Annotated in this window: 4 protein-coding genes; 3 read left to right on the top strand and 1 reads right to left on the bottom strand. The window is 62.4% G+C overall.

What is annotated here, in order from left to right:
* Positions 1-151 precede the first annotated feature (151 nt).
* From CUN63_RS03315 to CUN63_RS03300, 3 genes are all read left to right on the top strand, one after another.
* On the top strand, positions 152-11140 hold the full coding sequence (locus CUN63_RS03315) for a non-ribosomal peptide synthetase (protein WP_129437172.1): 10989 nt from the start codon (positions 152-154) through the stop codon (positions 11138-11140).
* Complete coding sequence (locus CUN63_RS03310) at positions 11140-22902, top strand: non-ribosomal peptide synthase/polyketide synthase (protein ID WP_129437170.1); 11763 nt, start codon at positions 11140-11142, stop codon at positions 22900-22902. Before CUN63_RS03315 ends, CUN63_RS03310 begins: the two co-directional genes overlap by 1 nt.
* A 164-nt stretch (positions 22903-23066) precedes the next feature.
* Entirely contained in the window at positions 23067-24023 is a 957-nt protein-coding gene (locus CUN63_RS03300) for an alpha/beta hydrolase (RefSeq protein ID WP_129437166.1), read from the top strand.
* A gap of 248 nt (positions 24024-24271) precedes the next feature.
* Here CUN63_RS03300 and CUN63_RS03295 read toward each other — a convergent pair whose 3' ends face one another.
* Complete coding sequence (locus CUN63_RS03295; RefSeq protein ID WP_129437165.1) at positions 24272-26749, bottom strand: TonB-dependent siderophore receptor; 2478 nt, start codon at positions 26747-26749, stop codon at positions 24272-24274.
* Positions 26750-26815: the final 66 nt, after the last annotated feature.

Here is a 26815-nt window from a genome sequence, read left to right as displayed (position 1 = left end):
CTCGCACACAGGGGTCATGGGTCACCTCACTATCCTCGCCATACCCCTCCTTTCTGATACTTGTTCTCATTCGCTAATTTTTCCGGTCTGCATTCGTTTTATAGGGACGACGTGCCTTTGTGCTTCCCGCCACTGATCCGGATGCTAAGAAATGAATGCTGAAGACTCCTTGAAACTTGCTCGCCGGTTTATCGGGTTGCCCCTGGAAAAGCGCCAGATGTTCCTTGCGGCCTTGCAAAAGGAAGGCGTTGATTTCGCCCGGTTTCCCATTCCTGCCGGCGTCGAAGCCGACGATCGCCAGGCGTTGTCGTACGCCCAGCAGCGCATGTGGTTTCTCTGGCAGCTGGACCCGCACAGCGGCGCATACAACCTGCCGGGCGCGGTGCGTCTGACCGGACGTTTGAACCTGTCAGCGCTGGAGCAAGCGTTCGCCAGCCTCGTTGAACGTCACGAAACCCTGCGCACCGTGTTCCAGCGCCAGGCCGACGACACGTTGCTGCAAGTACCGGCCAGCGCGCCGCTGATCATCGATCAGGTGGATTTCAGCGCGTTGCCGGTCATTGAACGCGAGCAAGCAGTCGCCCAAGCGGCCGAGCAGCAATCGGTGCTGCCGTTTGATCTGGTAACCGGCCCATTGCTGCGCGTCACCTTGCTCAAACTCGCCGAGCAGGAACACGTCCTCTTGCTGACCTTGCACCACATCGTTTCCGATGGCTGGTCGATGAACGTGCTGATCGACGAGTTCATCCGCTGCTACGACGCCTTTGAAGCGGGCGCACAACCGCAACTCGCGCCATTGCCGATCCAGTACAGCGACTACGCGTTGTGGCAACGCCGATGGCTGGAGGCCGGCGAGCAGGCGCGTCAACTCGACTACTGGCAGACGCAACTGGGCGACGAGCACCCGGTGCTGGAACTGCCTGCCGATCATCCGCGCCCGGCGATGCCGAGCTATCGCGGCACCCGTTACGAGTTCGCCGTCGACGGTCAGTTGGCCGAACAACTGCGGGCCACGGCGCAGAAACACAACATCACCCTGTTCATGCTGTTGCTCGGCGCCTTCAACGCGCTGCTGCACCGTTACACCGGGCAGATCGACATTCGCGTCGGCGTGCCGATCGCCAACCGCAACCGCGCCGAGATCGAAGGCCTGATCGGCTTCTTCGTCAACACCCAGGTGCTGCGCACCCAGCTCGACGGCCAGACCCGCGTCGACGACCTGCTGCGCGCCATCAAGGAAACCGCCCTCGGTGCCCAGGCCCATCAGGATTTGCCGTTCGAGCGCCTGGTCGAGGCGCTGAAACTGGAGCGCAGCCTCAGCCACACGCCGCTGTTCCAGGTGATGTACAACCACCAGCCGCAAGTCGCGGACATTTCCACGGTCAGCACCGCGTCCGGTCTGGCGCTGGGCGTGATCGAGTGGGAAGGGCGCACCACCCAGTTTGATCTGACCCTCGATACTTATGACCTCAACACCAATGAAAAGCGCGGCAAGCTGCACGCCGCGCTGACCTACGCCAACGACCTGTTCGACGCCGCGACCATCGCGCGCATGGCGCAGCACTGGACGCATTTGCTGCAGGGCATGGTCGGTGATTCGCAGCAACGCATCAGTGATTTGCCGCTGCTGGAGAGCGCCGAATACCAGCGCATCGTGCATGACTGGAATCGCGCTGACGAAAGCTTCCCGCAGACCTTGTGCATTCATGAGCTGATCAGCCAGCAAGTCGCCGCGAACCCGACTGCGTTGGCGGTGACCTTTGCCACGAAGCAGCTGACTTACGCCGAGCTCGACAATCAGGCCAATCGCCTGGCCCACAGGCTGATCGAATTGGGTGTCGGCCCGGAAGTCCGGGTCGGCGTGGCGATGCAGCGTTCCGACAGTTTGTTGGTCGCGTTGCTCGCGGTACTCAAGGCCGGTGGTGCTTACGTGCCACTGGACCCGGACTACCCGGCCGAACGTGTTGCCTACATGCTCGAAGACAGCCGCGCCCTGGTGCTGCTGACCGAGCAAGCTGTCGCCGCAACATTGACCGTCACCGCCGACACCCAAGTGTTGCTGATGGACGATAGAGCGTGGGCCGCTTACCCAGGCAGCGCGCCGGTGACCCGCGTCACGCCGGATAACCTCGCCTACGTGATCTACACCTCCGGCTCCACCGGCAAACCCAAAGGCGTGGCCATTGCCCATCGCAACGTGCTGGCGCTGATCGACTGGTCGAAATCGGTCTACAGCCGCGAAGACATTCAAGGGGTGCTGGCCTCGACGTCGGTGTGTTTCGACCTGTCGGTGTGGGAACTGTTTGTCACCCTGGCCAGTGGCGGCTCGGTGATCATCGCCCGCAATGCCCTGGAATTACCGCAGCTGCCGGCCCGGGATCAGGTGCGTCTGATCAACACCGTGCCGTCGGCGATCAATGCCTTGCAGCGCGACAGGCAGATCCCGCCGAGCGTGCGCATCATCAACCTCGCCGGCGAGCCGTTGAAGCAGAGCCTGGTGGACGCGCTGTATCAGCAGTCGACGGTCGAGCATGTCTACGATTTGTACGGTCCGTCGGAAGACACCACCTATTCGACCTGGACCCGCCGCGAGGCCGGTGGCCGCGCAAACATCGGCCGGCCACTCAAACACACCGCCAGCTATTTGCTCGATGCTGATCTGCAACCGGTGCCGCAAGGCGTGTTCGCCGAGCTGTTCCTGTCAGGCGCCGGCATCACCCGCGGTTACCTGGCGCGTCCGGGCATGACCGCCGAAAAGTATGTGCCAAACCCGTTTTCCAGCAATGGCGAGCGCCTGTACCGCACCGGCGACCTGACCCGTTATCAGGCCGACGGTACGTTGCAATACGTCGGGCGCATCGACCATCAGGTCAAGGTCCGTGGCTTCCGTATCGAACTCGGTGAAATCGAAGCGCGGTTGTTGCAGCAGGACACTGTGCGCGAACTGGCGGTGCTGGCGCAGGACGGTGTCAACGGTCAGCAACTGGTCGCGTACATCGTGCCGGCCGATCCGGCATTGCTGGAAGATGTCGATGCTCAAACGACTCTGCGTGAAACCCTGAAAGCTGCACTGCGTCAGCATCTGCCGGACTACATGGTCCCGGCGTTTTTGCTGTTCCTCGAACTCCTGCCGCTGACCCCCAACGGCAAACTCGACCGCAAGGCCTTGCCGGCGATTGACGGCTCGCAGCAACAACGCGAACACGTCGCGCCGCGCACGGAGATGGAAAAATCCCTGGCCGCGATCTGGCAGGACGTGTTGGCCATCGAAAATGTGGGTCTTGAAGACAACTTCTTCGAACTGGGCGGCGACTCCATCGTTTCCATGCAAGTGGTCAGCCGTGCGCGTCAGGCCGGGATCGTGTTGAGCCCCAAAGACCTGTTTCAGCACCAGACCATTCGCAGCCTGGCCCAGGCCGCCCGCAACGGGGAGCAACCGTTGATCGATCAAGGTCCAGCGGTTGGCGCGGTGGCGTTGGCGCCGGTGCAACAGTGGTTCTTCGAGCAAGCGATCCCCGAACGTCAGCACTGGAACCAGTCGCTGCTGCTGGTGCCGCGTGAGGCGTTGAACGGTGCTGCGCTGGATCGCGCTTTAGAACAATTACTGACCCATCACGACAGCTTGCGTCTGCGATACGAACAGACCGCTGAAGGTTGGCAGCAAGCCTACGCAGCGCCGACCACGGAGTCGGTGTTGTGGCAGCGTCAGGCACAATCGGTCGAAGAACTCAACGCCCTGTGCGACGAAGCCCAGCGCAGTCTCGATTTGCAAAATGGCCCGCTGATGCGCGCGCTGCTGGTCTCGATGGCCGACGGTACCGAGCGTTTGCTGTTGGTCATTCATCACCTGGCGGTGGACGGTGTGTCCTGGCGCGTGCTGCTGGAAGATCTTCAGCAGTTCTATAGCGGCAGCCATGCTTCGATGGCGAAAACCAGCACCTATCAACTTTGGGTTGCCCGTCTGCAAGCTCATCTTCCAGCCTTTGAAAACAGCCTCGGTCACTGGCAAACCCAACTGCGCGACGCACCGAACGATCTGCCATGCGACCACCCGAACGGTGCGCTGGAAAACCGCTTCGAACACAAATTCGAACTCAAACTCGACGCCGAGCAAACCCGCAAACTACTGCAACAGGCCCCGGCGGCCTATCGCACCCAGGTCAACGACCTGCTGCTGACCGCCCTGGCGCGGGCGGTTTGCCGCTGGAGCGGGCAGGGCAGCACGCTGATTCAGCTTGAAGGCCATGGTCGCGAAGACCTGTTCGACGGCATCGACCTGACCCGTACCGTCGGTTGGTTTACCAGCCTGTTCCCGGTCAATCTGATGCCGTGCGCCGATCTATCGGCGTCGATCAAAACCATCAAGGAACAACTGCGCGCAGTGCCGGACAAAGGCCTCGGCTATGGCGCGCTGCGCTACCTCGGCACACCGGAGATTCGCGCCGAACTGGCGGCGTTGCCGCAACCGCGCATCACCTTCAACTATCTGGGCCAGTTCGACCGCCAGTTCGACGATGCCGCGATGTTTGTGCCGTCCACCGAAGGCAACGGCGTGGCGCAGGATCCATCGGCACCGCTGGGCAACTGGCTGACGGTCGAAGGCCAGGTCTATGGCGGCGAGTTGTCGCTGAGCTGGGGCTTCAGCCGTGAGATGTTCGACACCGCGACGATTCAGCGTCTGGCGGACGATTACGCGCTGGAACTCAACGCGCTGATCGATCACTGCTGTGCCGTTGAAGTGCCGCAAGCCACACCGTCGGACTTCCCGTTGGCGCGCATCAGTCAGGCGCAACTCGATGCACTGCCGGTTGCTGTTTCGACCCTCGAAGACCTTTATCCACTGTCGCCGATGCAGCAGGGCATGCTGTTCCACACCCTCTACGAACCCGAAGTCGGCGCCTACATCAGTCAGCTGCGCCTCGACATTCAAGACCTCGATCCGCAGCGATTCGCCCAAGCCTGGCAAACCGCGCTGGAGCGTCACGACATCCTGCGCAGCAGCTTCCACTGGCAAGGCCTCGACACCGCGCATCAGGCAATTGTCCGCAACGTCGCGTTGCCGCTTGAAGTGCTTGCAGCGACCGACACCGATGCGCTGGCCGACGCCGAACGCGCCCAGGGTTTTGCACTGGGCACCGCGCCGCTGTTCCGCTTGAACCTCGTCCGCACGGGCGCCAATGACTGGCACCTGATCTACACCAGCCACCACATTTTGATGGACGGCTGGAGCAACGCGCAGTTGCTGGCCGAAGTGATCCAGCACTACGCCGCCGGGCAATCGCTGCCGGCACCGACCGGGCAATACCGCGATTATCTGGGCTGGTTGCAGCAGCAATCGGCTGCCGCGGGCGAGCAGTTCTGGAAAGCGTCATTGGCGCCGCTGCAAGCGCCAACGTTGCTGGCCGAAGCGTTGCGGCCACCGGTAGGCGCCGAGGGCAGCGAGGAATATCGCGTCGCACTCGACAGCCGTGCGACCCAGCGTCTGGCCGAGTTCGCCCGTCAGCAGAAGGTCACCCTCAACACCTTGCTGCAAGCGGCCTGGAGCCTGTTGCTGCAACGCTACACCGGTCAGGATTGCGTGGTGTTCGGTGCCACCGTGGCCGGGCGTTCGGCGCCGCTGCCGGGGATCGAAGAGCAGCTCGGCTTGTTCATCAACACACTGCCGCTGGTGTGCGCGATGAAGCCGGATCAAACCGTCAGTCAATGGCTGGGCGAGTTGCAAGGGCTGAACCTGGCGATGCGCGAGTTCGAGCACGTGCCGCTTTACGACATTCAGGGCTGGGCGGGGCAGCAGGGTTCGGCGCTGTTCGACAGCCTGCTGGTGTTCGAAAACTTCCCGGTGGCCGAGGCGCTGAAACAGGGCGCGCCGGCCGGGTTGTCGTTCGGCAACCTGCACAACCACGAGCGCACGCACTATCCGCTGACCTTGGGCATCGAACTGGGCGAAGGCCTTAGCCTGGACTTCAGCTATGACGCGGCGCGGTTCAGTGCGGCGCAGGTCGCTGAGTTGTCGGCCAGTTTGCAGCACCTGCTGGTGCAGTTGGTGGCGCTGCCGGACGCGGCATTGGGCACGCTGGAGTTACTCGATGAGGCCGGAAAAAATACGGTGCTCTCTGTCAGCCAACCGGCGGCAGTTGAGTTATCCACAGCACTTTTGGCGCACGAACAAATCGCGGCTCAGGCCGCCGCTACCCCAGACGCGATGGCGTTGCAGGTCGACGGTCAATCCCTGAGCTACGGTCAACTGAACGCGCAGGCCAACCGTCTGGCCCATCGTCTGATTGAAAACGGCGCCGGTCCCGGCAAGCGCGTCGGTCTGGCGCTGAAGCGTGGTCCGCAACTGATCATCAGCCTGCTGGCGGTGCTCAAAACCGGCGCGGCTTATGTGCCTTTGGACCCGAAATACCCGGCTGAACGCCTGGCCTACATGATCGACGACAGCCGCCTCGACGTGCTGCTGTGCGAGTCCGGTCTGCTGGAAGACGTGCCAGGCGTGCTACGTCTCAGCCTCGAAGACAACGTCGGCTACTCCGACAGCGATCCGCAAAACCACGCGCTCGCCGACGACCTGGCCTACATCATCTACACCTCCGGTTCCACCGGCCAACCCAAAGGCGTGGCCATCGCCCATGCCGCGCTGCGCGAGTTCTGCCAGACCGCCGCCGACTATTCGGTGCTGTTGGCGTCGGACCGTGTGTTGCAGTTCGCGACCTTCAGTTTCGATGGTTTCGTCGAGCAGTGCTTCCCGGCGCTGTGTGTCGGTGCGGCGTTGATCATGCGCGGCGACGATGTGTGGGACGCCGGCCGCCTCGCCGTCGAAATCGTCCAGCAAGGCGTGACAGTAGCGGACTTGCCGGCCGCTTACTGGTATTTGCTGGCCCGGGAATGTGCGAGCGGTGTGGTGCGCAACTTGGGTGATTTGCGCCAGGTTCACGTCGGCGGCGAAGCAATGTCGGTCGAAGGTCTGCGTTTGTGGCATCAGGCCGGTTTGAGCCACGTGCGTTTGCTCAACACCTACGGCCCGACCGAGGCGACTGTGGTGTCCAGCATTCATGAATGCCATCTCGAAGATGCCAGCGACGCGTTTGGCATCCCGATTGGACGAGCCATCGCCGGTCGCGCGCTGTATGTGCTGGACGCGGCCGGTCAGTTGTTGCCCAACGGTGGCGTCGGTGAACTGTGCATCGGCGCGCCGGCCAGCCTCGCTCAGAGCTACTTCGACCGCCCGGCGCTGACCGCTGAACGCTTCCTGCCGGACCCGTTCGCCCGTGAACCGGGCGTGCGGCTGTACCGCAGCGGCGATCTGGCGCGCTACAACGCTGACGGGAATCTGGAATACGTCGGTCGCATCGACCATCAAGTGAAGATTCGCGGTTTCCGCATTGAAATGGGCGAGATCGAAGCCTGCCTGCAAGCCCGTGAGGACGTGCGCGAAGCGGCGGTCATCGCTCAGGACGGCACGCAACTGGTGGCGTATGTCGTGGCCAGCGGCGCGATGGTTTCTCAGGCCGAATATCTGGAAGGACTCAAAGCCGTTCTGCGTCAGTCGTTGCCGGAATACATGGTGCCGAATCACCTGATCCTGCTGGCCAAACTGCCGCTCAACAACAACGGCAAACTCGACCGCAAAGCCCTGCCGTGTGCTGAAGCGGGCGATGCGAAACGCGAATTCGTGACCCCCGCCGAAGGGCTGGAAACGCAACTCGCACTGATCTGGCAGGACGTGTTGCAGGTCGAACGCGTGGGACGTGACGACAACTTCTTCGAACTGGGCGGGCACTCGTTGCTGGTGCTTCAGGTGATCTCTCGGGTGCGTCAGCAATTGCAGCTAGAACTGTCGGTGAGCAGCCTGTTCTCCGCCGCGAATCTGGCGGAATTTGCCGAGCGTGCAGCACTGGCGAACGTCAGCGACCAACCGGTGCTGCAACGTGCAACGGTCGGTCAGCCGCAGATCCTGTCTTACGCCCAACAGCGCCAATGGATTCTCTGGCAGCTGGACCCACAAAGCTCGGCCTACAACATTCCCGCCGCGCTACGCCTCAAGGGCTCGCTGAACCGCGAAGCCCTGCGCGAAGCCTTTGCGCAATTGCAGGCCCGTCACCAAACCCTGCTCACAACCTTCGAACAGGACGGCCAACAGGCGCGTCCGGTGCTGCACGACAATCTGGCGTTGCAACTGGATGAACGCACACTCGATCAGTCGTCGACCGACAATGCCGTAGCCGAAGAAATCGCCCGTCCGTTCGACCTGCGCAACGGTCCGCTATGGCGCGTGTTGCTGCTGCAAGTGAACACCGACGAACACGTGCTGGTGCTCACCGTGCACCACATCGCTGCCGATGGCTGGTCGATGCAGGTCATGGTCGATGAATTCAGCGCGCTGTATCAGGCTGCCGTCGAAGGCAAGGCTGCGAACCTGTCGAGTCTGCCGGTGAACTACAGCGACTACGCCCGTTGGCAGCGCGACTGGCTGGAAGCAGGCGAGGGCGCACGCCAACTGACGTGGTGGAGCGAGCAACTGGCTGGCAGCCAGACACCGCTGGAATTGCCGAGTGAACTGACCCGTTCGGCCCGTCGCACCGAGCGCGGCGCCAGCCTGGTGCTGAACGTTGATCGCGAGTTGTTGGTCGGTTTGCGTGAACGTGCCCAGGAGCAACAAGTGACGTTGTTCATGCTGTTGCTGGCGAGTTTCCAGGCCTTGCTGCATCGCCAGAGCGGGCAGCCCCGCATCAGCGTCGGCGTGCCGAGCGCCGGGCGTTCGCGTCTGGAAACCGAAGGCCTGATCGGCTTCTTCATCAACACTCAAGTGCTGCGTGCCGAGATCGATGGTCAGCAGTCCTTCAGCACCTTGCTGCAACAGGTCAAACAGATTGCATTGGGCGCGCAGGCTAACCAGGACTTGCCGTTCGAGCAGTTGGTCGACGCCTTGCAGCCCGACCGCAGCCTCAATCACAGCCCATTGTTCCAGGTGCTCTACAACCACCAGCAACAACTGGGCGCGAGCGTTGAGCGCAGCGTCGCCGACTTGCAGGTCGAGCGTCTGCACTGGCAGCAACACACCACGCAATTCGATCTGGTGCTGGATACTCAGGAGCAGGGCGAAACGCTGGACGCCAGCCTGACCTACGCCACTGACCTGTACGACGAGGCGTCCATGAACCGCCTCGCCGAGCAGTGGCTGAACCTGCTGCGAGCGGTGGTCGAAGATCCGCAACAGCGCGTCGCCGAACTGCCATTGCTCAAAGCAACACAACGCGATGCGTTGATCCAGCACTGGAACCCGACGTTCCAGGCGCAACCGCCGTCGCCAACCTTGCACGACTTGTTCGAAGTTCAAGCCGCACAACGGCCGAACGCAATCGCACTGGTCTACGAAGGCGAGCAACTGACCTACGCCGCGCTCAACGCTCAGGCCAACCGGCTGGCGCGCAAACTGCGTGAACAGGGCGTCGGCCCCGAAGTCCGGGTTGGCATCGCCACCGAACGGGCGATGCCGCTGGTGGTCGGGTTGCTGGCGATTCTCAAGGCCGGTGGCGCCTATGTACCGCTCGACCCGCAATACCCGGCCGAGCGCTTGAGCTACATGATCGAAGACAGCGGCATCACGTTGCTGCTGACCCAACAACACTTGATCGATGGCTTGCCGGCCCGCGACGGCGTGCAAGTGCTGAGCCTGGAGTCGTTGCAACTGGAGGCCTTCAGCGACGACAACTTGCCAGCGCTAGCCACCGCGGAAAACCTCGCCTACGTCATCTACACCTCCGGTTCCACCGGTCGGCCGAAGGGCGCATTGCTCAGTCATGGCAACGTCGGGCGTCTGCTCACGGCCACCGCTGCCGAGTTCAACTTCGACCCGGACGATGTCTGGACGCTATTCCACTCCTACGCGTTCGACTTCTCGGTGTGGGAGCTGTTGGGCTCGCTGTGCACTGGCGGGCGTCTGGTGATCGTGCCGTATTACATCAGCCGCGAGCCGCAAGAGTTCCATCGCTTGCTCTGTGATGAAGGCGTGACGGTGTTGAACCAGACCCCGACTGCGTTCCGCCAGTTGTTGCCGATTGCATGCGCCAGCGAGCGAAAACTGGCGCTGCGTCAGGTGATTTTCGGTGGCGAAGCGTTGGAAGTCGCGAGCCTGCGTCCATGGTTCGAGCGCTTCGGCGACCAACAGCCAACCCTGGTCAACATGTACGGCATCACCGAAACCACGGTGCACGTGACCTACCGTGCGATCCGCCTGGCCGACCTCGACAGCAAGGCCAAAAGCCCGATCGGCTTGCCGATCCGCGACCTGCGCTGGTACTTGCTCGACAGTCAATTGCAACCGGTGCCGGTGGGTGTGGCGGGCGAGTTGTACATCGCCGGCGCTGGTTTGGCCCGTGGTTATCACGGGCGTTTCGGCCTGACTGCCGAGCGCTTCGTTCCGAGCCCATTCGATGCGTCGCAACGCCTTTATCGCAGCGGCGACCTGGCCCGCCAGCGTGCCGACGGCAGCATCGATTACCTCGGGCGGATTGACCAGCAAGTGAAGATCCGTGGCTTCCGCATCGAACTGGGTGAAATCGAAGCCGCGCTGCTGGCGCAACCGGGCGTGCGCCAAGCCGTGTTGAGCGTGCATACCGGCGATGGCGGTCCGCAACTGTGCGCCTACGTGGTCGCCGAGCAAACCCCGCATGATCCAATCGCCTGGCGCGACAACTTGCGCGCCGCGCTCAAGGTGGATCTGCCGGACTACATGGTGCCGAGCCACTGGCTGCTGCTGGATGCCTTGCCGTTGACCGGCAACGGCAAGCTCGACCGCAAGGCCTTGCCGGTGCCTGACGCGCAGGAATGGCAGCGCCCGTTCGAAGCCCCCGAAGGCGACCTCGAACGGCAACTGGCAGATATCTGGGCCAGCGTGCTGGGCGTGGCGCAGATCGGCCGACGCGACAACTTCTTTGAATTGGGCGGGCACTCGCTGCTCGCCGCCCAGGCCAGTGCCCGCGTGGAACTGGAACTGGGCATCGAGCTGCCGTTGCGCGCGCTGTTCGAATCCACCGACCTTCAGGCTTATGCCGCCATGGCCGGGCAACACGCCCCGGCTGACAACGATGCACGTCTTGATGCGCTTGAGTCGCTTCTCGACGAGATGGAGATCAACTGATGGAACACACCACTGCCCAGCGTATCGCCAGCCGCTTCGCCGGCCTGCCTGCCGACAAGCGCCGCGAGTTTCTGCAACGCATGCAAGAGCAGGGCGTGAGTTTTGGCCAACTACCGATTCCGCCCGCAGCTGAGCCGCAAGCGACGTTCGAACTGTCGTATGCGCAGCAGCGCCAATGGTTCCTCTGGCAGCTTGATCCGCAAAGCTCGGCGTACAACATTCCGGCCGCCTTGCGTTTGCATGGCCCGCTGAATGGAGCGGCGTTGCAGCAGAGTTTCGACGTGCTGCTGGAGCGACATCAGAGCCTGCGCAGCCGTTTCGTAGAGGATGACGGTCAGGTGGTGCAGACACTGGCCGGGTTCACTTCGCTGCCGATCGAACAGATCGACCTGCGTGCAAACCCTCAGGATCAACGTCTCGATCTGGCGATGAAAAGCGTCGAGCAGGACATTGCTCGCCCGTTCGATCTTCAGCACGGCCCGCTGTTGCGGGTCAGCCTGTTGCAGCTCGACATCGAAGACCATGTGCTGTTGCTGACCTTGCACCACATCGTCACTGACGGCTGGTCGATGGGCGTATTGGTGGAGGAGTTTTCCCGGCTCTACGCCGCGCACTGCCAAGGGCAAAACGCTGCGCTGGAAGCGTTGCCGATCCAGTATTCCGACTACGCCCAGTGGCAACGCCGCTGGATGGAAGCGGGGGAACTGGAGCGTCAACTCAACTGGTGGCGTGAAACACTGGGCAGCGAACAACCGCTGCTCGAATTGCCGACAGACCGTCCGCGTCCGGCGCAACCGAGTCAGCGCGGTGCGCGTCTGGATTTCGCCTTCGATGCGACCTTGGCCAGCGGTCTGATGACCCTGGCCAAACAGCGCGGCGTCACGCCGTTCATGCTGTTGCTGGCGAGCTTCCAGGCCTTGCTCTATCGCTACAGCGGCCAGTCCGACCTGCGGGTTGGCGTGCCGATTGCCAACCGTAATCGCGCGGAAACCCGTGGCCTGATCGGTTTCTTCGTCAACACCCAAGTGATGCGTGCTGAACTGGACGGACGTCTGCCATTCAGCCAATTGCTCGACCAGACCCGCGCTGCTTCGCTGGATGCCCAGGATTATCAGGACTTGCCGTTCGAGCGTCTGGTGCAGGCGCTGCAAAGTGAGCGCAGCCTCAGCCACAGCCCATTGTTCCAGGTGATGTTCAACCACCAGCAAGCCAAACCGGCGGCGGTCAGCGGTTTGCTCGCAGGGTTGCGCGTCGAAGCGCTGAACGCCACGGCGCACACCACGCAATTCGACCTGCAACTGGACACTCAGGAAGAGGGCGACAAGCTGTTCGCCAGCCTGACGTATGCCACCGATCTGTTCGACGCCGAGCGCATCGAGCATCTGGCCCGCCACTGGCGCAACCTGCTAGCCGGCGTGCTAGCGAGTCCGCAATGTCCGCTCGCCGAGTTGCCATTGCTGGACGCCGACGAGCGTCTGCGCATCCTCGATGACCTGAACGACACCGCTCAGGCTTATCCGGGTGAGGTCTGCGTGCAGCGGCATTTCGAAGCGCGCGTGGCAGAAAACGGGGAGGCGACAGCGCTGGTGTTCCAGGGCCACAGCCTGAGTTACGCCGAGCTGAACCTGCGTGCGAATCGTCTGGCCCATCACTTGCGCGCCCAGGGTGTTGGCCCTGAAGTGCTGGTGGGAATTGCCTGCGACCGCTCGTTTGAAATGGTCGTCGGCCTGCTGGCGATTCTCAAGGCCGGAGGCGCCTATGTGCCGCTGGACCCGGAATACCCGATTGATCGCCTGAGCTACATGATCGAAGACAGCGGCATTTCGCTGTTGCTGACTCAGGAACATCTGCTGGCGCAACTGCCGACCCCGGACAACGTGCGCACCTTGTGCCTGCACGCCGACGCCGATTGGCTGAGCGACTTGCCAGGTTCCGATCTGCCCAACCTTGCTGTCGCAGAAAACCTCGCCTATGTGATTTACACCTCCGGTTCCACCGGCAAACCCAAGGGTGCGGGCAACCGCCATGTGGCGCTGCATAACCGTCTGGAGTGGATGCAGGAAGCCTACAACCTGCTGCCGACTGACCGCGTGCTGCAAAAAACGCCGTTCAGTTTCGACGTGTCGGTGTGGGAGTTTTTCTGGCCGCTGATGAAGGGCGCAACGCTGGTCATCGCCGCCCCCGGCGAGCACCGCGATCCGCAACGCCTTGCTGCGTTGATCGTCGAACAGGCGATCACCACGCTGCACTTCGTGCCGTCGATGCTCTCCGCATTCATCGGTGCCGACGAAGCGCTGGCCTGCACCTCGCTGCAACGGATCATCTGCAGCGGCGAAGCGCTGCCGATGGAGCTGCAACGCCAGACCTTGCGCAGCCTGCCGCAAGCCAATCTCTACAACCTGTATGGCCCGACCGAAGCGGCCATCGACGTGACCCACTGGACCTGCGTGGAAGAGGGCCGCGACAGCGTGCCGATCGGCCGCCCGATCGCCAACCTGCGCACCTGCATCCTCGACAGCGAACTGCAACCGTTGCCGCTGGGCGCGCTGGGCGAGTTGTACCTGGGCGGTGTCGGTCTGGCTCGCGGTTATCACCGCCGTGGCGCGCTGACCGCCGAGCGTTTCGTGGTCGACCCGTTCGGCAGTGGCGAGCGCCTGTACCGCACCGGTGATCTGGCGCGTTATCGCGCTGATGGCGCCATCGACTACTGCGGGCGTATTGACCATCAAGTGAAGATTCGCGGTTTGCGCATCGAACTGGGGGAAATCGAAGCGCGCCTGCAAGAACATGCCGACGTGCAGGAAGCCGTGGTGCTGGCCCTCGATGGCCCGAGCGGTAAGCAATTGGTCGCGTACCTGGTGCCGCAAAATCGCGCACTGCTGGACGTCGATGCCGAGCAACAAGGTGTGTGGCGCGAAACCCTGAAAAGCCATTTGCTCGCCAGCCTGCCGGATTACATGGTGCCGGCGCAGACCGTGCTGATCGAGCAGATGCCGCTGAGCCCTAACGGCAAACTCGACCGCAAACGCCTGCCCGCGCCGATCGCACAGGTCAGCCAGCGCGCGTTCGAAGCGCCACGCAGCGAACACGAACAGCTGCTGGCGCAGATCTGGCAGGACGTGTTGGGCGTGGAGCAGGTCGGGCGTCAGGACAACTTCTTTGAGCTGGGCGGCGACTCGATCATTTCGATTCAAGTGGTCAGCCGTGCCCGTCGTGCCGGCCTGAGCCTGCAACCGCGCGACCTGTTCCAGCAGCAGACCTTGCAAGCGCTGGCTGCGGTAGTGAAAGAACAGGCGGCACCGTTGGCGCAACAAGGGCCGGTGGACGGTGTGCAAATACTCACGCCGATCCAGCGTTGGTTCTTCGACGAGCCGATTCCGCAGCGTGCGCACTGGAACCAGGCCGTGCTGCTGACTCCACGCGAAACCCTCGAATTGCCGCGCCTGCAAGCCGCGCTGCAACGTCTTCTCAAGCAACACGACGCGCTGCGTTTGCGCTTCAGTCAGGTCGACGGCCAATGGTCGGCGCGTTATGTCGGGGCCGACAGCGCCGACGTCATCGACATGCTCTGGACCGCTCGCGTAGCCAGCGATGCCTCGCTGGAATCGGTTTGCGATGAAGCCCAGCGCAGCCTCAGTCTGCAAGACGGTCCGCTGCTGCGCGTGGCTTTGATCGCCCAGGCGGATGGCTCGCAGCGGTTGCTGTTGGTGATCCACCACCTAGCGGTGGACGGTGTGTCCTGGCGGGTGTTGCTGGAAGATTTGCAGGCCGCTTACCGAGGGCAAGAATTGCCACCGAAGACCAGCGCTTTCCAGGCCTGGGCCGACAAGCTTGACGCCTATGCCCGTTCCGAAACCGCCGCTGGCGAACTGAACTGGTGGCAGGCGCAACTGAGCGTCGCCAATGATTCGCTGCCAGCCGCCAACGCTCAAGCCAGTCAGGCCGGGCATCTGCGCCAAGGTGTGAGCATCGGTCTTGACCGCGAGCAGACTCGCCAGTTGCTGCAACAGGCCCCGGCGATCTATCGCACGCAAGTCAACGACCTGCTGCTGACCGCACTGGCCCGTACCCTCAGCCGCTGGACCGGCCACGCATCGGCGCTGATTCAACTCGAAGGCCATGGCCGCGAAGAGCTGTTCGACGACATCGACCTGACCCGCACCGTCGGCTGGTTCTCCAGCCTGTTCCCGGTACGCCTGACGCCGACCGCCGACCTCTCGGGTTCGATCAAGGCGATCAAGCAGCAACTGCGCGAAATCCCCGGCAAAGGCATGGGCTACGGCCTGTTGCGCTACATGGGCGATGCCGCGACCCAAGCGACGCTGGCAGCGTTGCCGCAAGCACGCGTGACCTTCAACTACCTCGGCCAGTTCGACCAGAGCTTTGCCGACGACGCACTGTTCACCCCGGCTCGCGAATCCAGCGGTGCCGCGCAATCGGCGGACGCACCGTTGCCGAACTGGCTATCGGTGGACGGTCAGGTCTATGGCGGTGAACTGAAACTCGACTGGACCTTCAGCCGCGAATGCTTCGACCTGCGCGAGATCGAAGCGCTGGCGGCGGATTTCCGCGGTGAGTTGCTGGCGTTGATCGCCCATTGCCTGAGCGATGGCGCGGGCGGCGTGACCCCGGCGGACTTCCCGTTGGCGCGTCTGACTCAAGCGCAACTCGATGGTCTGTCAGTGCCTCCGGCGCAAATCGAGGACCTGTATCCGCTGTCGCCGATGCAGGCCGGTTTGCTGTTCCACAGCTTGTACGAATCCGATTCCGGCGCCTACGTGAACCAGCTCAGCGTCGAAGCCTGTGGCCTGGATGCCGATCGACTGGGTCGCGCCTGGCAGGCGGTGCTCGATACGCATCCAATCCTGCGCAGCAGCTTCCACTTCCCTGACGGTTTTGAAGCGCCGGTGCAGTTGGTGCATCGTCACCTGCAATTGCCGCTGACTTGCCTCGACTGGCGCAGCCGCAGCGATCAGGCCGAAGCGTTGGTTCAACTGATCGACAGCGAACGCTTGCAGCTCGATTCGACTCGCGCGCCGTTGATGCGTTTGACCCTGGTACGACTCGACGATGAGCGTCAGCAACTGATCTACACCCACCATCACTTGTTGCTCGATGGCTGGAGTAACTCGCTGTTGTTGAGCGAAGTCTTGCAGCGTTATGCCGGGCAGGACGTGCAGGCGCCGATTGGGCGTTTTGCCGATTACATTGGCTGGTTGCAGCGTCAGGATGCGCAAGCCGACGAGTTGTTCTGGCGCGAGCAATTGTCGACCCTCGACAACCCGACCCTGTTGGCGCAGAGCCTGGCCCACGGCGATAGTAAAAACCTGTCGACGGCAGAGTTCGCCGACCACCGCCAGACCTTCGATGTCGCCACGAGCAAGCGTTTCAGCGAGTTTGCCCGTCAGCAAAAAGTGACGCTCAACACCTTGGTCCAAGGCGCCTGGGCGCTGCTGTTGCAACGCTACAGCGGTCAACGCAGCGTCGCGTTTGGCGCGACCGTTGCCGGGCGTCCGGTGGACTTGCCGGGTGCTGAAAGTCAACTCGGCCTGTTCATCAACACCTTGCCGGTGATCAGCTCGCCGGACGCGGTTGAAAGCGTCGGTCAATGGCTAACCCGTTTGCAGGCGCAGAATCTGGAACTGCGTGAGCATGAATTCACCGCATTGGGTGACATTCAGCGCTGGGCCGGACGTGCCGGCGAGCCGCTGTTCGACAGCCTGCTGGTGTTCGAAAACTTCCCGGTGGCCGAGGCCTTGCAACAGGGCGCGCCAGCCGGTTTGAGCTTCTCGATCCCGCAGAACCACGAACGCACCAACTTCCCGCTGACCCTGGCGGCCACTGCCGAAAGCCAGCTCAGCCTGAACTGGAGCTACCAGTGCGCCCACTTCAGCGGCGAGGCGATTGCCCGCATGAGCGAGCATCTGGCCGCGTTGCTGGCGGCGATGGTCGCTGCGCCAGACACTGCATTGAGTGAACTGGACCTGCTGACCGCGCCGGAACGTGCGCAACAGTTAGTGGAGTGGAACCCGCCGTTCACCGCGACGGAAAACCCGCTCTGCGTGCATCAGTTGATCGAGGCCCAGGCCGTTGTTCGACCGGACGCCACGGCGCTGATCTTCAACGATCTGGAATTGAGCTTCGACCAACTCAACCGTCGCGCCAACCAATTGGCCCATCGCTTGCGCGCACTGGGCATCGGCCCGGAAGTGCGGGTTGGCCTGGCGATGCAGCGTTCGCCGGAGATGATCATTGGTCTGCTGGCGATCCTCAAGGCGGGCGGCGCCTACGTGCCGCTGGACCCGACGTACCCGGCCGAACGCCTGCGCTATTTGATGGAAGACAGCGGCATTTCGCTGCTGATCAGTCAATCTTGGCTGCGGGAAAAACTGCCCTTGCCGGAAGGCCTGTCGGTGCTGGAAGTCGACCGTGAGCCGCTGGACTCGATGGCTGAAACCAACCCGGTCAACCTGACCTGCGGCGAAAACCTCGCGTACCTGATTTACACCTCGGGCTCCACCGGGCGGCCGAAAGGCGTCAGCGTGGCCCATGGTCCGCTGGCCATGCATTGCCTGTCGATCGGCGAGTTGTACGGCATGACCCCGGACGATCGCGAGCTGCAATTTGCTTCGATCAGCTTCGACGGCGCTCACGAGCGCTGGCTGACGCCGCTGGTGTTCGGTTCGGCGGTGATGCCCCGCGACGACGAATTGTGGAGCGTGGAGCGCACGTGCGCCGAGATTGAAAAACACGGCATCACCATCGCCTGCTTCACCCCGACCTATCTGTCGCAGATCGCCGATTTCATGGGCGAAGCGGGGCGTGATCTGCCGATCCGTTCCTACACCCCGTGCGGTGAAGGCATGGCCAAACATGCGTTCGACGAGGTCCAGCAGGTGCTGCAACCCAAGCGCCTGATCAACGGCTACGGCCCGACCGAAACGGTGATCACGCCGCTGATCTGGTTGGCGTATCCGGATACCGAATTCGACTCGGCGTTCATGCCCATTGGCCGGCCAGTCGGCAACCGCAGCGCCTATATTCTGGACGGCGGCTTGCAGCCGTTGCCGGTTGGCGTGGCGGGTGAGTTGTACCTGGGCGGCGAGGGCGTCGCGCGGGGTTACCATCAACGTCCGGACCTGACCGCTGAACGCTTCGTGCCGGATCCGTTCGTGCCAGGTGCGCGTTTGTATCGAAGTGGCGACCTCGCGCGGTTCCGTGCCGACGGCGTTGTTGAATACCTCGGTCGTATCGACCAGCAAGTGAAGATTCGCGGGTTCCGTATTGAACTCGGCGAAATCGAAGCCTGCCTGCTGGAACACGAAGGCGTGCGTGAAGCGTTCGTGATCGATCGCGAAGGCCCGGTGAGCCGCCAGTTGGTTGGCTACATGGTGCCCCGCGATCCGCTCGCCGATGAGCATGATTTGCGTGAAGCGCTGACGTTGCACCTGCGCAGCCGTCTGCCGGCGCACATGCTGCCGGCGCATTTGATGTGCCTGGCCGCGTTGCCGCTGACGCCGAACGGCAAGCTTGATCGCCAGGGCCTGCCAGCGCCTGAAGCCACTCGGCAGAACCACGATCAGGTGGCCGCTGCGTCGCCAGCCGAAGCGTTGCTGGTGGCGATCTGGCAAGAGCTGTTGGGGCTGGAGTCGGTGGGTGTTACCGAGAACTTCTTCGAGCTCGGCGGTGACTCGATCATCTCGCTGCAAGCGGTGAGTCGTGCCGGGCAGCGCGGGCTGGTGTTCAGTCCGAAGCAACTGTTCGAACAGCAAACCATTCGTGCACTCGCTGCGGTGGCGACCAGTCGTGAAGCGGCGTTGGTTGAAGCGCCGAATGTCCCTGCTTTTGCGCTGGTGCCGCACATCGACATCGCCGCCCGTGAAGGGCTGCAAGATCTCTATCCGCTGTCGCCGATGCAGCAAGGCATGCTGTTCCACTGTCTCGATTCGCCGGAACTGAACCCCTACGTCAACCAGTTGAGCGTAGCGGTGGACGGTTTGCAGGTGCCGCGTTTCCGCGCGGCGTGGCAAACGCTGGTCGAGCGTCATGAAGTGCTGCGCGCGGCGTTCCGTTGGCGCGATGGGTTGGCCGATCCGCTGCAAGCGGTGTTCGCTGACGTCGAGTTGCCGATCCATGAACTCGACTGGCGCGAGCGTACCGATACTGAGCAGGCGCTGAGTGAACTGGCCGCAGCGGAACAAGCCAAAGGCTTCGACCTGAGCTGCCCGCCATTGATGCGTTTCATCCTGGTTCGCTTGGGAGACGACCGTTACCAGATGATCTGGATCTACCATCACCTGTTGCTGGACGGCTGGAGTGCCTCGCGCCTGTTGGGCGACATGTTGCGCCTGTACCACAACGACAGCCTGCCGACCCTGACCGGTCGTTACGCCGACTACATCGCCTGGCTGCAACGTCAGGACGGTGCGCAGGCGCAAGGGTTCTGGCGCGAGCGCCTGGCGTTGCTCGAAGAACCGACCATTCTGGCCAAGGCTTCCGGTGCGACAGGTTCCGGCCACGGCGTGATGTACAGCAACCTCGACGCCGAGGCGACGCGCAAACTGCACAGCTTCGCCAAGCGTCAGCGCGTGACGTTGAACACGCTGGTGCAAGGCGCGTGGTTGTTGCTGTTGCAGCGCCACAGCGGCCAACGCAGCGTCGCGTTCGGCGCCACGGTGGCGGGGCGTCCGACCGGGTTGGCCGGCGCGCAGGACATGCTCGGCCTGTTCATCAACACCTTGCCGGTGATTCAGACCCTCGATCCGCAGCAACCGCTGGGTGAGTGGCTGCGCGACTTGCAGGATTACAACCTGATGGTCCGCGACTACGAGCACACGCCGTTGTCGGACATCCAGCGCTGGGCCGGGCAGGGTGGTCAGGGCTTGTTCGACAGCATCATCGTGTTCGAAAACCATCCGGTGGACCGCGCCTTGAAAGGAGGTGAGGAAGGTGATCTGCGCTTTGCCGAAGTCGGCAGCGGCGGGGTGACCAACTTCCCGATGGACTTGATGGTCAGCGCCAACGAAGAAGGCCTGGAAGTCGAATACCTGTTCCTGCGCGATCGCTTCAGTGACGTGGAAGTGGAGCGTATTCGTGCGCAGCTTGAAGGGTTGCTGCGTGCGTTGCCGGAAGATGCCACGCGCCTGCTTGGCAACATTGGCTTGCCTGAGGCGCGTTTGAGTCCGCCGCAGGTGTCCGACGACAACGCCGATTTGCTGCACGCGTTCAATCAACACGTAAAAGCGCAGCCGCAGACAATCGCCTTGATCTGCGAGGATCGGGAAGTCAGTTATGCACAGCTTGAGGCGCAGGCCAATGGGTTGGCGCTGCAACTGATCGGTCGCGGCATCGGGCCGGAAACACTAGTAGCTGTGGCGCTGCCGCGTTCCGAACGCACGATTGTCGCGTTCCTTGCGGTGCTGAAAGCAGGGGCGGCTTATCTGCCACTGGACCTCGCGTACCCGGTTGAGCGATTGGCCTACATGCTCAACGATTCGGCCGCCAGTCTGTTGCTTTGCAACAGTGATCTGGGCGAACGACTGACCCTGGCCGACAGCCCGCCACGTCTGTTGCTCGATCAGTTGGCCGTTGCTGGCAACACCGAGTGTCCGGTTGCCAATCCGCTGCCGGGGCACCTGGCGTACCTGATTTACACCTCCGGTTCCACCGGCCAACCGAAGGGCGTGGCCGTGGCGCGCGGACCGATTGCCCGGCATTGCCGCGGCATCGTCGAGCTCTACGAACTGGCGCCGCGCAGCCGTGAGTTGCATTTCATGTCGTTCGCTTTCGACGGAGCTCAGGAGCGTTGGCTGAGCGTGCTGTTGGCCGGCGGCAGTCTGGTAATCCGCGATGACAGTTTGTGGACGCCGGAACAAACCCTGGAAGTGTTGCATCGTCACGGCGTCACCGTGGCCTGCTTCCCGCCGGCGTACCTGCAACAGATGGCCGAGGTGGCTGAACGTTTGGGCAATCCACCGGCGGTCGAGGTGTATTGCTTTGGCGGTGATGCGGTGCCGGAGGCCAGTTTCGAGCAGGTCAAACGCGCCTTGCGTCCGCAGCGTCTGGTCAACGGTTACGGCCCGACCGAAACCGTGGTCACGCCGCTGCTGTGGCGTGCCGAAGTCAGCGAAACCTGCGACGCGGCGTATGCGCCGATTGGTCGTGGTGTGGCCGGGCGTGGCTTGTACGTGCTGGATGCCGACCTCAATCCGTTGCCGGTCGGTGTCAGCGGCGAGTTGTACCTGGGCGGTGAATGCCTGGCGCGCGGTTACCACCAGCGTCCCGGCATGAGCGCCGAGCGTTTCATCCCTGACCCGTTCGAGGCCGGTGGCCGCATGTACCGCACCGGCGACCTGGTGCGCCAGCGCGAGTGCGGGTTGATCGACTACCTGGGGCGACTCGACCAGCAAGTGAAAATCCGTGGTTTCCGTATCGAACTGGGCGAAATCGAAGCCCGCCTGCGCAACTGCGCCGGGGTGCAGGATGCCGCCGTGGTGGTGCACGACACGCCGACCGGCAAGCAATTGGTGGGTTATGTGGTCGCTGCCGGTGCTGTTGGACTTGATCGCCGCTTGAAGTCTGAACTGCAAGCGCAACTGCCGGACTACATGGTGCCGGCGCGGATCATGGTGCTGGAGCGCTTCCCGCTGTCGGCCAATGGCAAGCTCGACCGTCGCGCATTGCCTACGCCTGAATGGGCTCTCGGCGGTTATCGCGCGCCGCGCAACGATCTGGAAATGGCGCTGACCGCGATCTGGCAAGAGGTGCTGGGCGTGCCGCAAGTGGGCATCGACGACAACTTCTTTGAACTGGGCGGCGACTCGTTGCAGGTGCTCAAAGTGATCTCGCGGGTGCGCAGCCAGCCGCAACTGGGCTTTGAATTGAAGCTGCGGGATCTGATGCAGAAGCCGTGCATCGCCGAACTTAGCGGCTATCAGGCGGCCGAGCCGGCGTCTGCGCCGGACCCGTTGCTGGCGCTGAATGCGCGGATCCCGAACGTGCCGGCGCTGTTCTGCCTGCACGCCGGTTTCGGCACGGTGTTCGACTACGAACCGCTGGCCCGTCGACTGGAAGGACGGCGCACGGTCTACGGCGTGCAATGCCGCATGCTGCTCGACCCGCACTGGCAGGACGAATCACTGCTGGCGATGGCGCAGGCCTATGCGCAACGGATTCGCAGTCAGCAGGCCAAGGGGCCGTATTACTTGCTGGGTTGGTCGTTGGGCGGGGCGTTGACGCAACTGGTTGCTCACGAACTGGAAACTCAGGGTGAGACGGTCGCGTTTGCCGGACTGGTCGACAGCTACGTGGCGGGCACCGCAGAAGCGGGGGACTGGCGCGAGGATTTGGGCGACTTCCTGAAATTTGTGCTCGGTCTGCCGGCCGATGAGGCTCAGGCGCTGATTGCGCTGAAAGCCGCTGACTTGAATGAGCGCGAAGGTTCCACGGCGGTGATCGAGGCGGCCATGCACGGTTCCAATGAGCAAGCGGCGTTGGGGGCTGGGGAACTCACGCAGATCTTCGCCACCGGCTCACGCCTCAAGCAACTGGCGCTGGCGCATCGGCAACTGCCGGCGATCCAGGTCACGGCGCATCGCTGGTGGGTGGCCGAGCGCGACGACGAACGTCGGGTGTTCGAGGCCCAGGTCGGTAGCCATGGCGTTGATCGCTTGTTGGCGGGTGGGCATTACGAGTTGCTGCGCGGTGATGAACTGCTCGATGAGCTTGAAGACCTGTTGGAACGCCGGCCAGCTATCGCATAACCCCCTGTGGGAGCGGGCTTGCTCGCGAAAGCGCTGTATCAGGCAACATCAATGTCGCCTGAGATTGCCTCTTCGCGAGCAAGCCCGCTCCCACAGGATTCTCGCTCGTTTCAAAATTGTGTATTGCCCGATTTTTGACCTCTTTGTGTAGAAGGATTCGTCCCATGGCTGTGTTGCCAGAACTTGAAGCATTACTAGAACTCGCCGAGTTCGGCCGGGTGACCGGTAAAAGTCGCGCGATGCATGAACAGTCGCCGCAACAGGCGCGGCTCGATTTCGAAGCGTCGTCGGGGTTTCTCGATGTGCCGCTGGACAGCGTTGCCTGCGAGGACTTCACCATCGCCGCGCGAGATGGCCACAGCCTGTCGGCAAGGGTGTATCGCAACGGGCAATCGGTCGATGGGCTGCAACCGGTGGTGTTGTATTTCCATGGCGGCGGGTATGTGGTCGGCAGTCTCGATTCCCATGATGCGTTGTGTCGGCGGCTGGCCTCCCAAGGCGGTTTTGCCTTGTTGACGGTGGATTATCGTCTGGCCCCGGAATGGCGGTTCCCGACGCCGTTGCAGGATGCCTGCGATGCGGGGAACTGGCTGGTGCGCGAGGGCGCGGCACATGGCCTGGACGCAACGCGAGTGGCCGTGGCCGGTGATAGCGTGGGTGCGACGCTGGCGACGGTGTTGTCGATCATGGCCGTGCGTGAACCTGAGGAACTGGCGTTGAAACCGAAGGCGCAATTGTTGGTGTACCCGGTGACGGATGCCACGACCAAGCGCGCGTCGCATCGGGATTTCGCCGAGGGTTATTTGCTGGAGACGCCGACGCTGGATTGGTTCTATGCGCATTACGGGCGCACGCCGCAGGATCTGGCTGATTGGCGGTGCTCGCCGTTGCTGGCGGAGGATCTTTCGGGTGTGGCGCCGGCGTTGGTGTATCTGGCGGGGCATGATCCGTTGCATGACGAAGGGGTGGCGTATGCCGAGCGGCTGTGTGTTGCCGGGAATGAGGTGACGTTGCTGGAACAGCCTGGGATGACCCATGACTTTTTGCGCATGGCGGGGTTGTTGGGGGAGGTTGAGGGGATTCATGCGGAAGTGGCGGAGTGGGTGCGTTCGCGGCTTTGATCTGAAGTCTGGGAATGATCCAGACTAGCCAGCACCACCGTGTCATCGTTCTTCGCGAGCAAGTCGAATCGTCGCACCGCCGCTCCCACATTTGATCTCGGTCGTACGCAGGTTTTGTATCCACCACAGATCCACTGTGGGAGCGAGCTTGCTCGCGATGACGGCATCACAGTCGACACAAATCTCACAGCCATAAAAAAAAAGCCCGCATCTCACGATACGGGCATTTTTCATTTCAGCTCAGCCACTCAGAAATCATACTTCGCGGTGATCTGCAGGTTACGCGGCTCGCCGTAGAACGTGGTGCCGAAGTTGCCCAGGCCCGTCAGGTACTTCTTGTCGAAGATGTTGTAGGCATTGGCGGTGAAGCTCAGGTGTTCGTCGTACTGATAACGGGTCATCAGGTCCACGAGGGTGTAGCCGCCTTGTTTGAGAGAGGTGCTGCCGCCCTCGCCACCGCCCACGTTGGGGCTGTAGCTCTGGCCGTAAAACGCGCTCTGCCAGCTGACACCGCCACCGACGGTGAACTGGTCCAGCGCGCCGGGCAGACGGTAGGTGGTGAACGTACGAATCACGTGTTCCGGTTTGCTGGTGGCCAGCGGGAAACCGAAGATGCGTTGTTCGTCCTTGTCACGGGTGCGGGCGTAGGTGTAGCCGGCAGACACGTTCCAGTCCTGTGCCAGTTCGCCGGCCAGTTCCAGTTCCACACCGTTGGTGGTGGCGCCGTCGGTGGCTTTGAAAATGCCATCGCCGGTATTCACATCGGTGCCGACCGATTGAGCGACGTTGTCCTGCTCAATGCGGAAGAATGCCAGGCTGGCGTTCAGTTTGCCTTCGAAGTAGGCCGCTTTCAGGCCGGTTTCGTAGCTGTCGCCTTCGACCGGTGCCAGGGTCGCACCGTTGATGTCCTTGTTGATCTGAGGCTGGTAGATCTTGGTGTAGCTGGCGTAGACCGAATAGGTATCGTCCAGGTCATAGACCACACCGGCGTAAGGCGTGACAACGCCGTGTTCCTTGTAGCTGGCCTGAGTGTCGGTGAGGGTGCCGCCCGGATAGTACGAGTAGTCTTCGTTGTATTTGAAGGTGCTCAGACGGCTGCCGAGGATGAACGACAGGTCGTCGGTCGGACGCAGGCGCGTGGCCAGGTAAAGACCGTTCTGGCTCTGGGTGCGTTCGTACTTGCCGTTTTTCGGGAAGTCCTGTTTCGGCAGGCTACCGTTCCAGTCATAGATGCTGCCCGGCACCAGTTCGAAGGCGCTGGTGTCGTACGTTGCGCCGGTCTGGCGCGAGTGCGATGCCATGAAGCCGGCTACCAGTTCATGCTCGCGACCGCCCAGTGAGAACGGACCGGAGACGTTCACGTCAGCCGTGTTCTGCACGCGATGACCTTCCCAGCGCCCCCAGTAAAGGAAATTGCCTTCGCCCGTGGCGCGGTCCGCAGAACCCCCGCTGGCCGAGGCCAGTCGGGTGTCATGATCGGTGGTTTTCTGGTCGAAGCTGGCCTTGAATTTCCAGTCATTGGCCAGCGCTTGCTCCAGCGATGCGAAGTAAGTGGTGCTGTCGAAATCACGACGGCTCCAGTCGGCACCCGGGTTGAAACTGCGAGAGAAGTCGGTGCGGCCACCGTCGGTGAAGTACGGCGCGTTACCGGTCCAGGAACTGCCGCGCGGGGTGGCACTGGACTTGTCGACGCCCAGGGTCAACAGGGTGTCATCGGTCAGGTCAGCTTCGAGGATGCCGTAGTACAGGTCTTTCTTCTGGCTGTAATGATCGATGTACGAATCTTTGTCCTGCAAGGCACCGACGAAGTGGCCGCGCACGCTGCCGGAATCGTTCAGCGAACCGGAGATGTCGCCTTCGGTGCGGTAGTTGTCCCAGGAGCCAGCGGTGGCGCTGACCGATGCCTTGAAGTCCTTGGTCGGTTTCTTGCGCACCAGGTTGACGGTGGCAGACGGGTCGCCCGCGCCGGTCATCAGGCCGGTGGCGCCTTTGATGACTTCGACGCGATCGAGGCTGGCGGCGTCGTCGCTGTTGTTAGGGTTTTCACCGTAAACGCCGTCGTACGGGATGTTGACGCCATCGTACTGAAAGTTGGTGATGGCAAAGCCACGGGCGGAAAACTCGGTACGGTCACTGTCGTACTTCTGCGCCGTGATGCCGGGGGTGTTGCGCAATACGTCGCCGACGCTCTTGGCGCCGCGATCGTCCATTTGCTGACGCGTCACCACGGTCACCGATTGCGGTGTTTCGCGAAGGGTCAGCGGCAGTTTGGTCGCGGTGGTGGTGGCGCCGGTGGTGTAGGAACCGGTGTCTTCAGTGGTCAGGCCCAGGGCCTGGCCGGAAATGGTGGTCGCGCCCAGTTGCAGGCTCGAGCCGCCGCCGGACACCAGGGTGACGGTATTACCACTGATCTGGAACGAAATACCAGTGCCTTTCAGCAGGGCGGCGAGGGCATCGGACGGTTCCAGTGAACCGGACACCGCGCGAGACTTGATCCCTGCAACCTGATCCGGGCTGTAGAGGATTTGCAGGTTGGTCTGCATGCCCAGTTCGGTCAGCGCGTTGGAAAGCGATTGACCTGCAATGTTCACTTTTACAGGTGCAGCATTGGCCATCGAGCTCCCCAGCAAGGTGGCGGTCAGCAGTACGCTAGTGAACAGGGTGCGATGCAAAGTCGGGCGCTGTACGGCCAGCGCGAGAGGTGTGCGGCGTGTTTGAGGTCGCATTACTTACCTGAGCTCCTGAAAAAGTGTTGTGCAGAGTTTTGTTAATAGGAATGATTATTAGACGCA

The organism is Pseudomonas sp. ACM7 (assembly GCF_004136015.1).
Classification (GTDB): Bacteria; Pseudomonadota; Gammaproteobacteria; order Pseudomonadales; family Pseudomonadaceae; genus Aquipseudomonas; species Aquipseudomonas frigoris.
The sequence above is the reverse complement of the archived record's forward strand: the minus strand, read 5'-3'. Positions and strand labels throughout refer to the sequence as shown.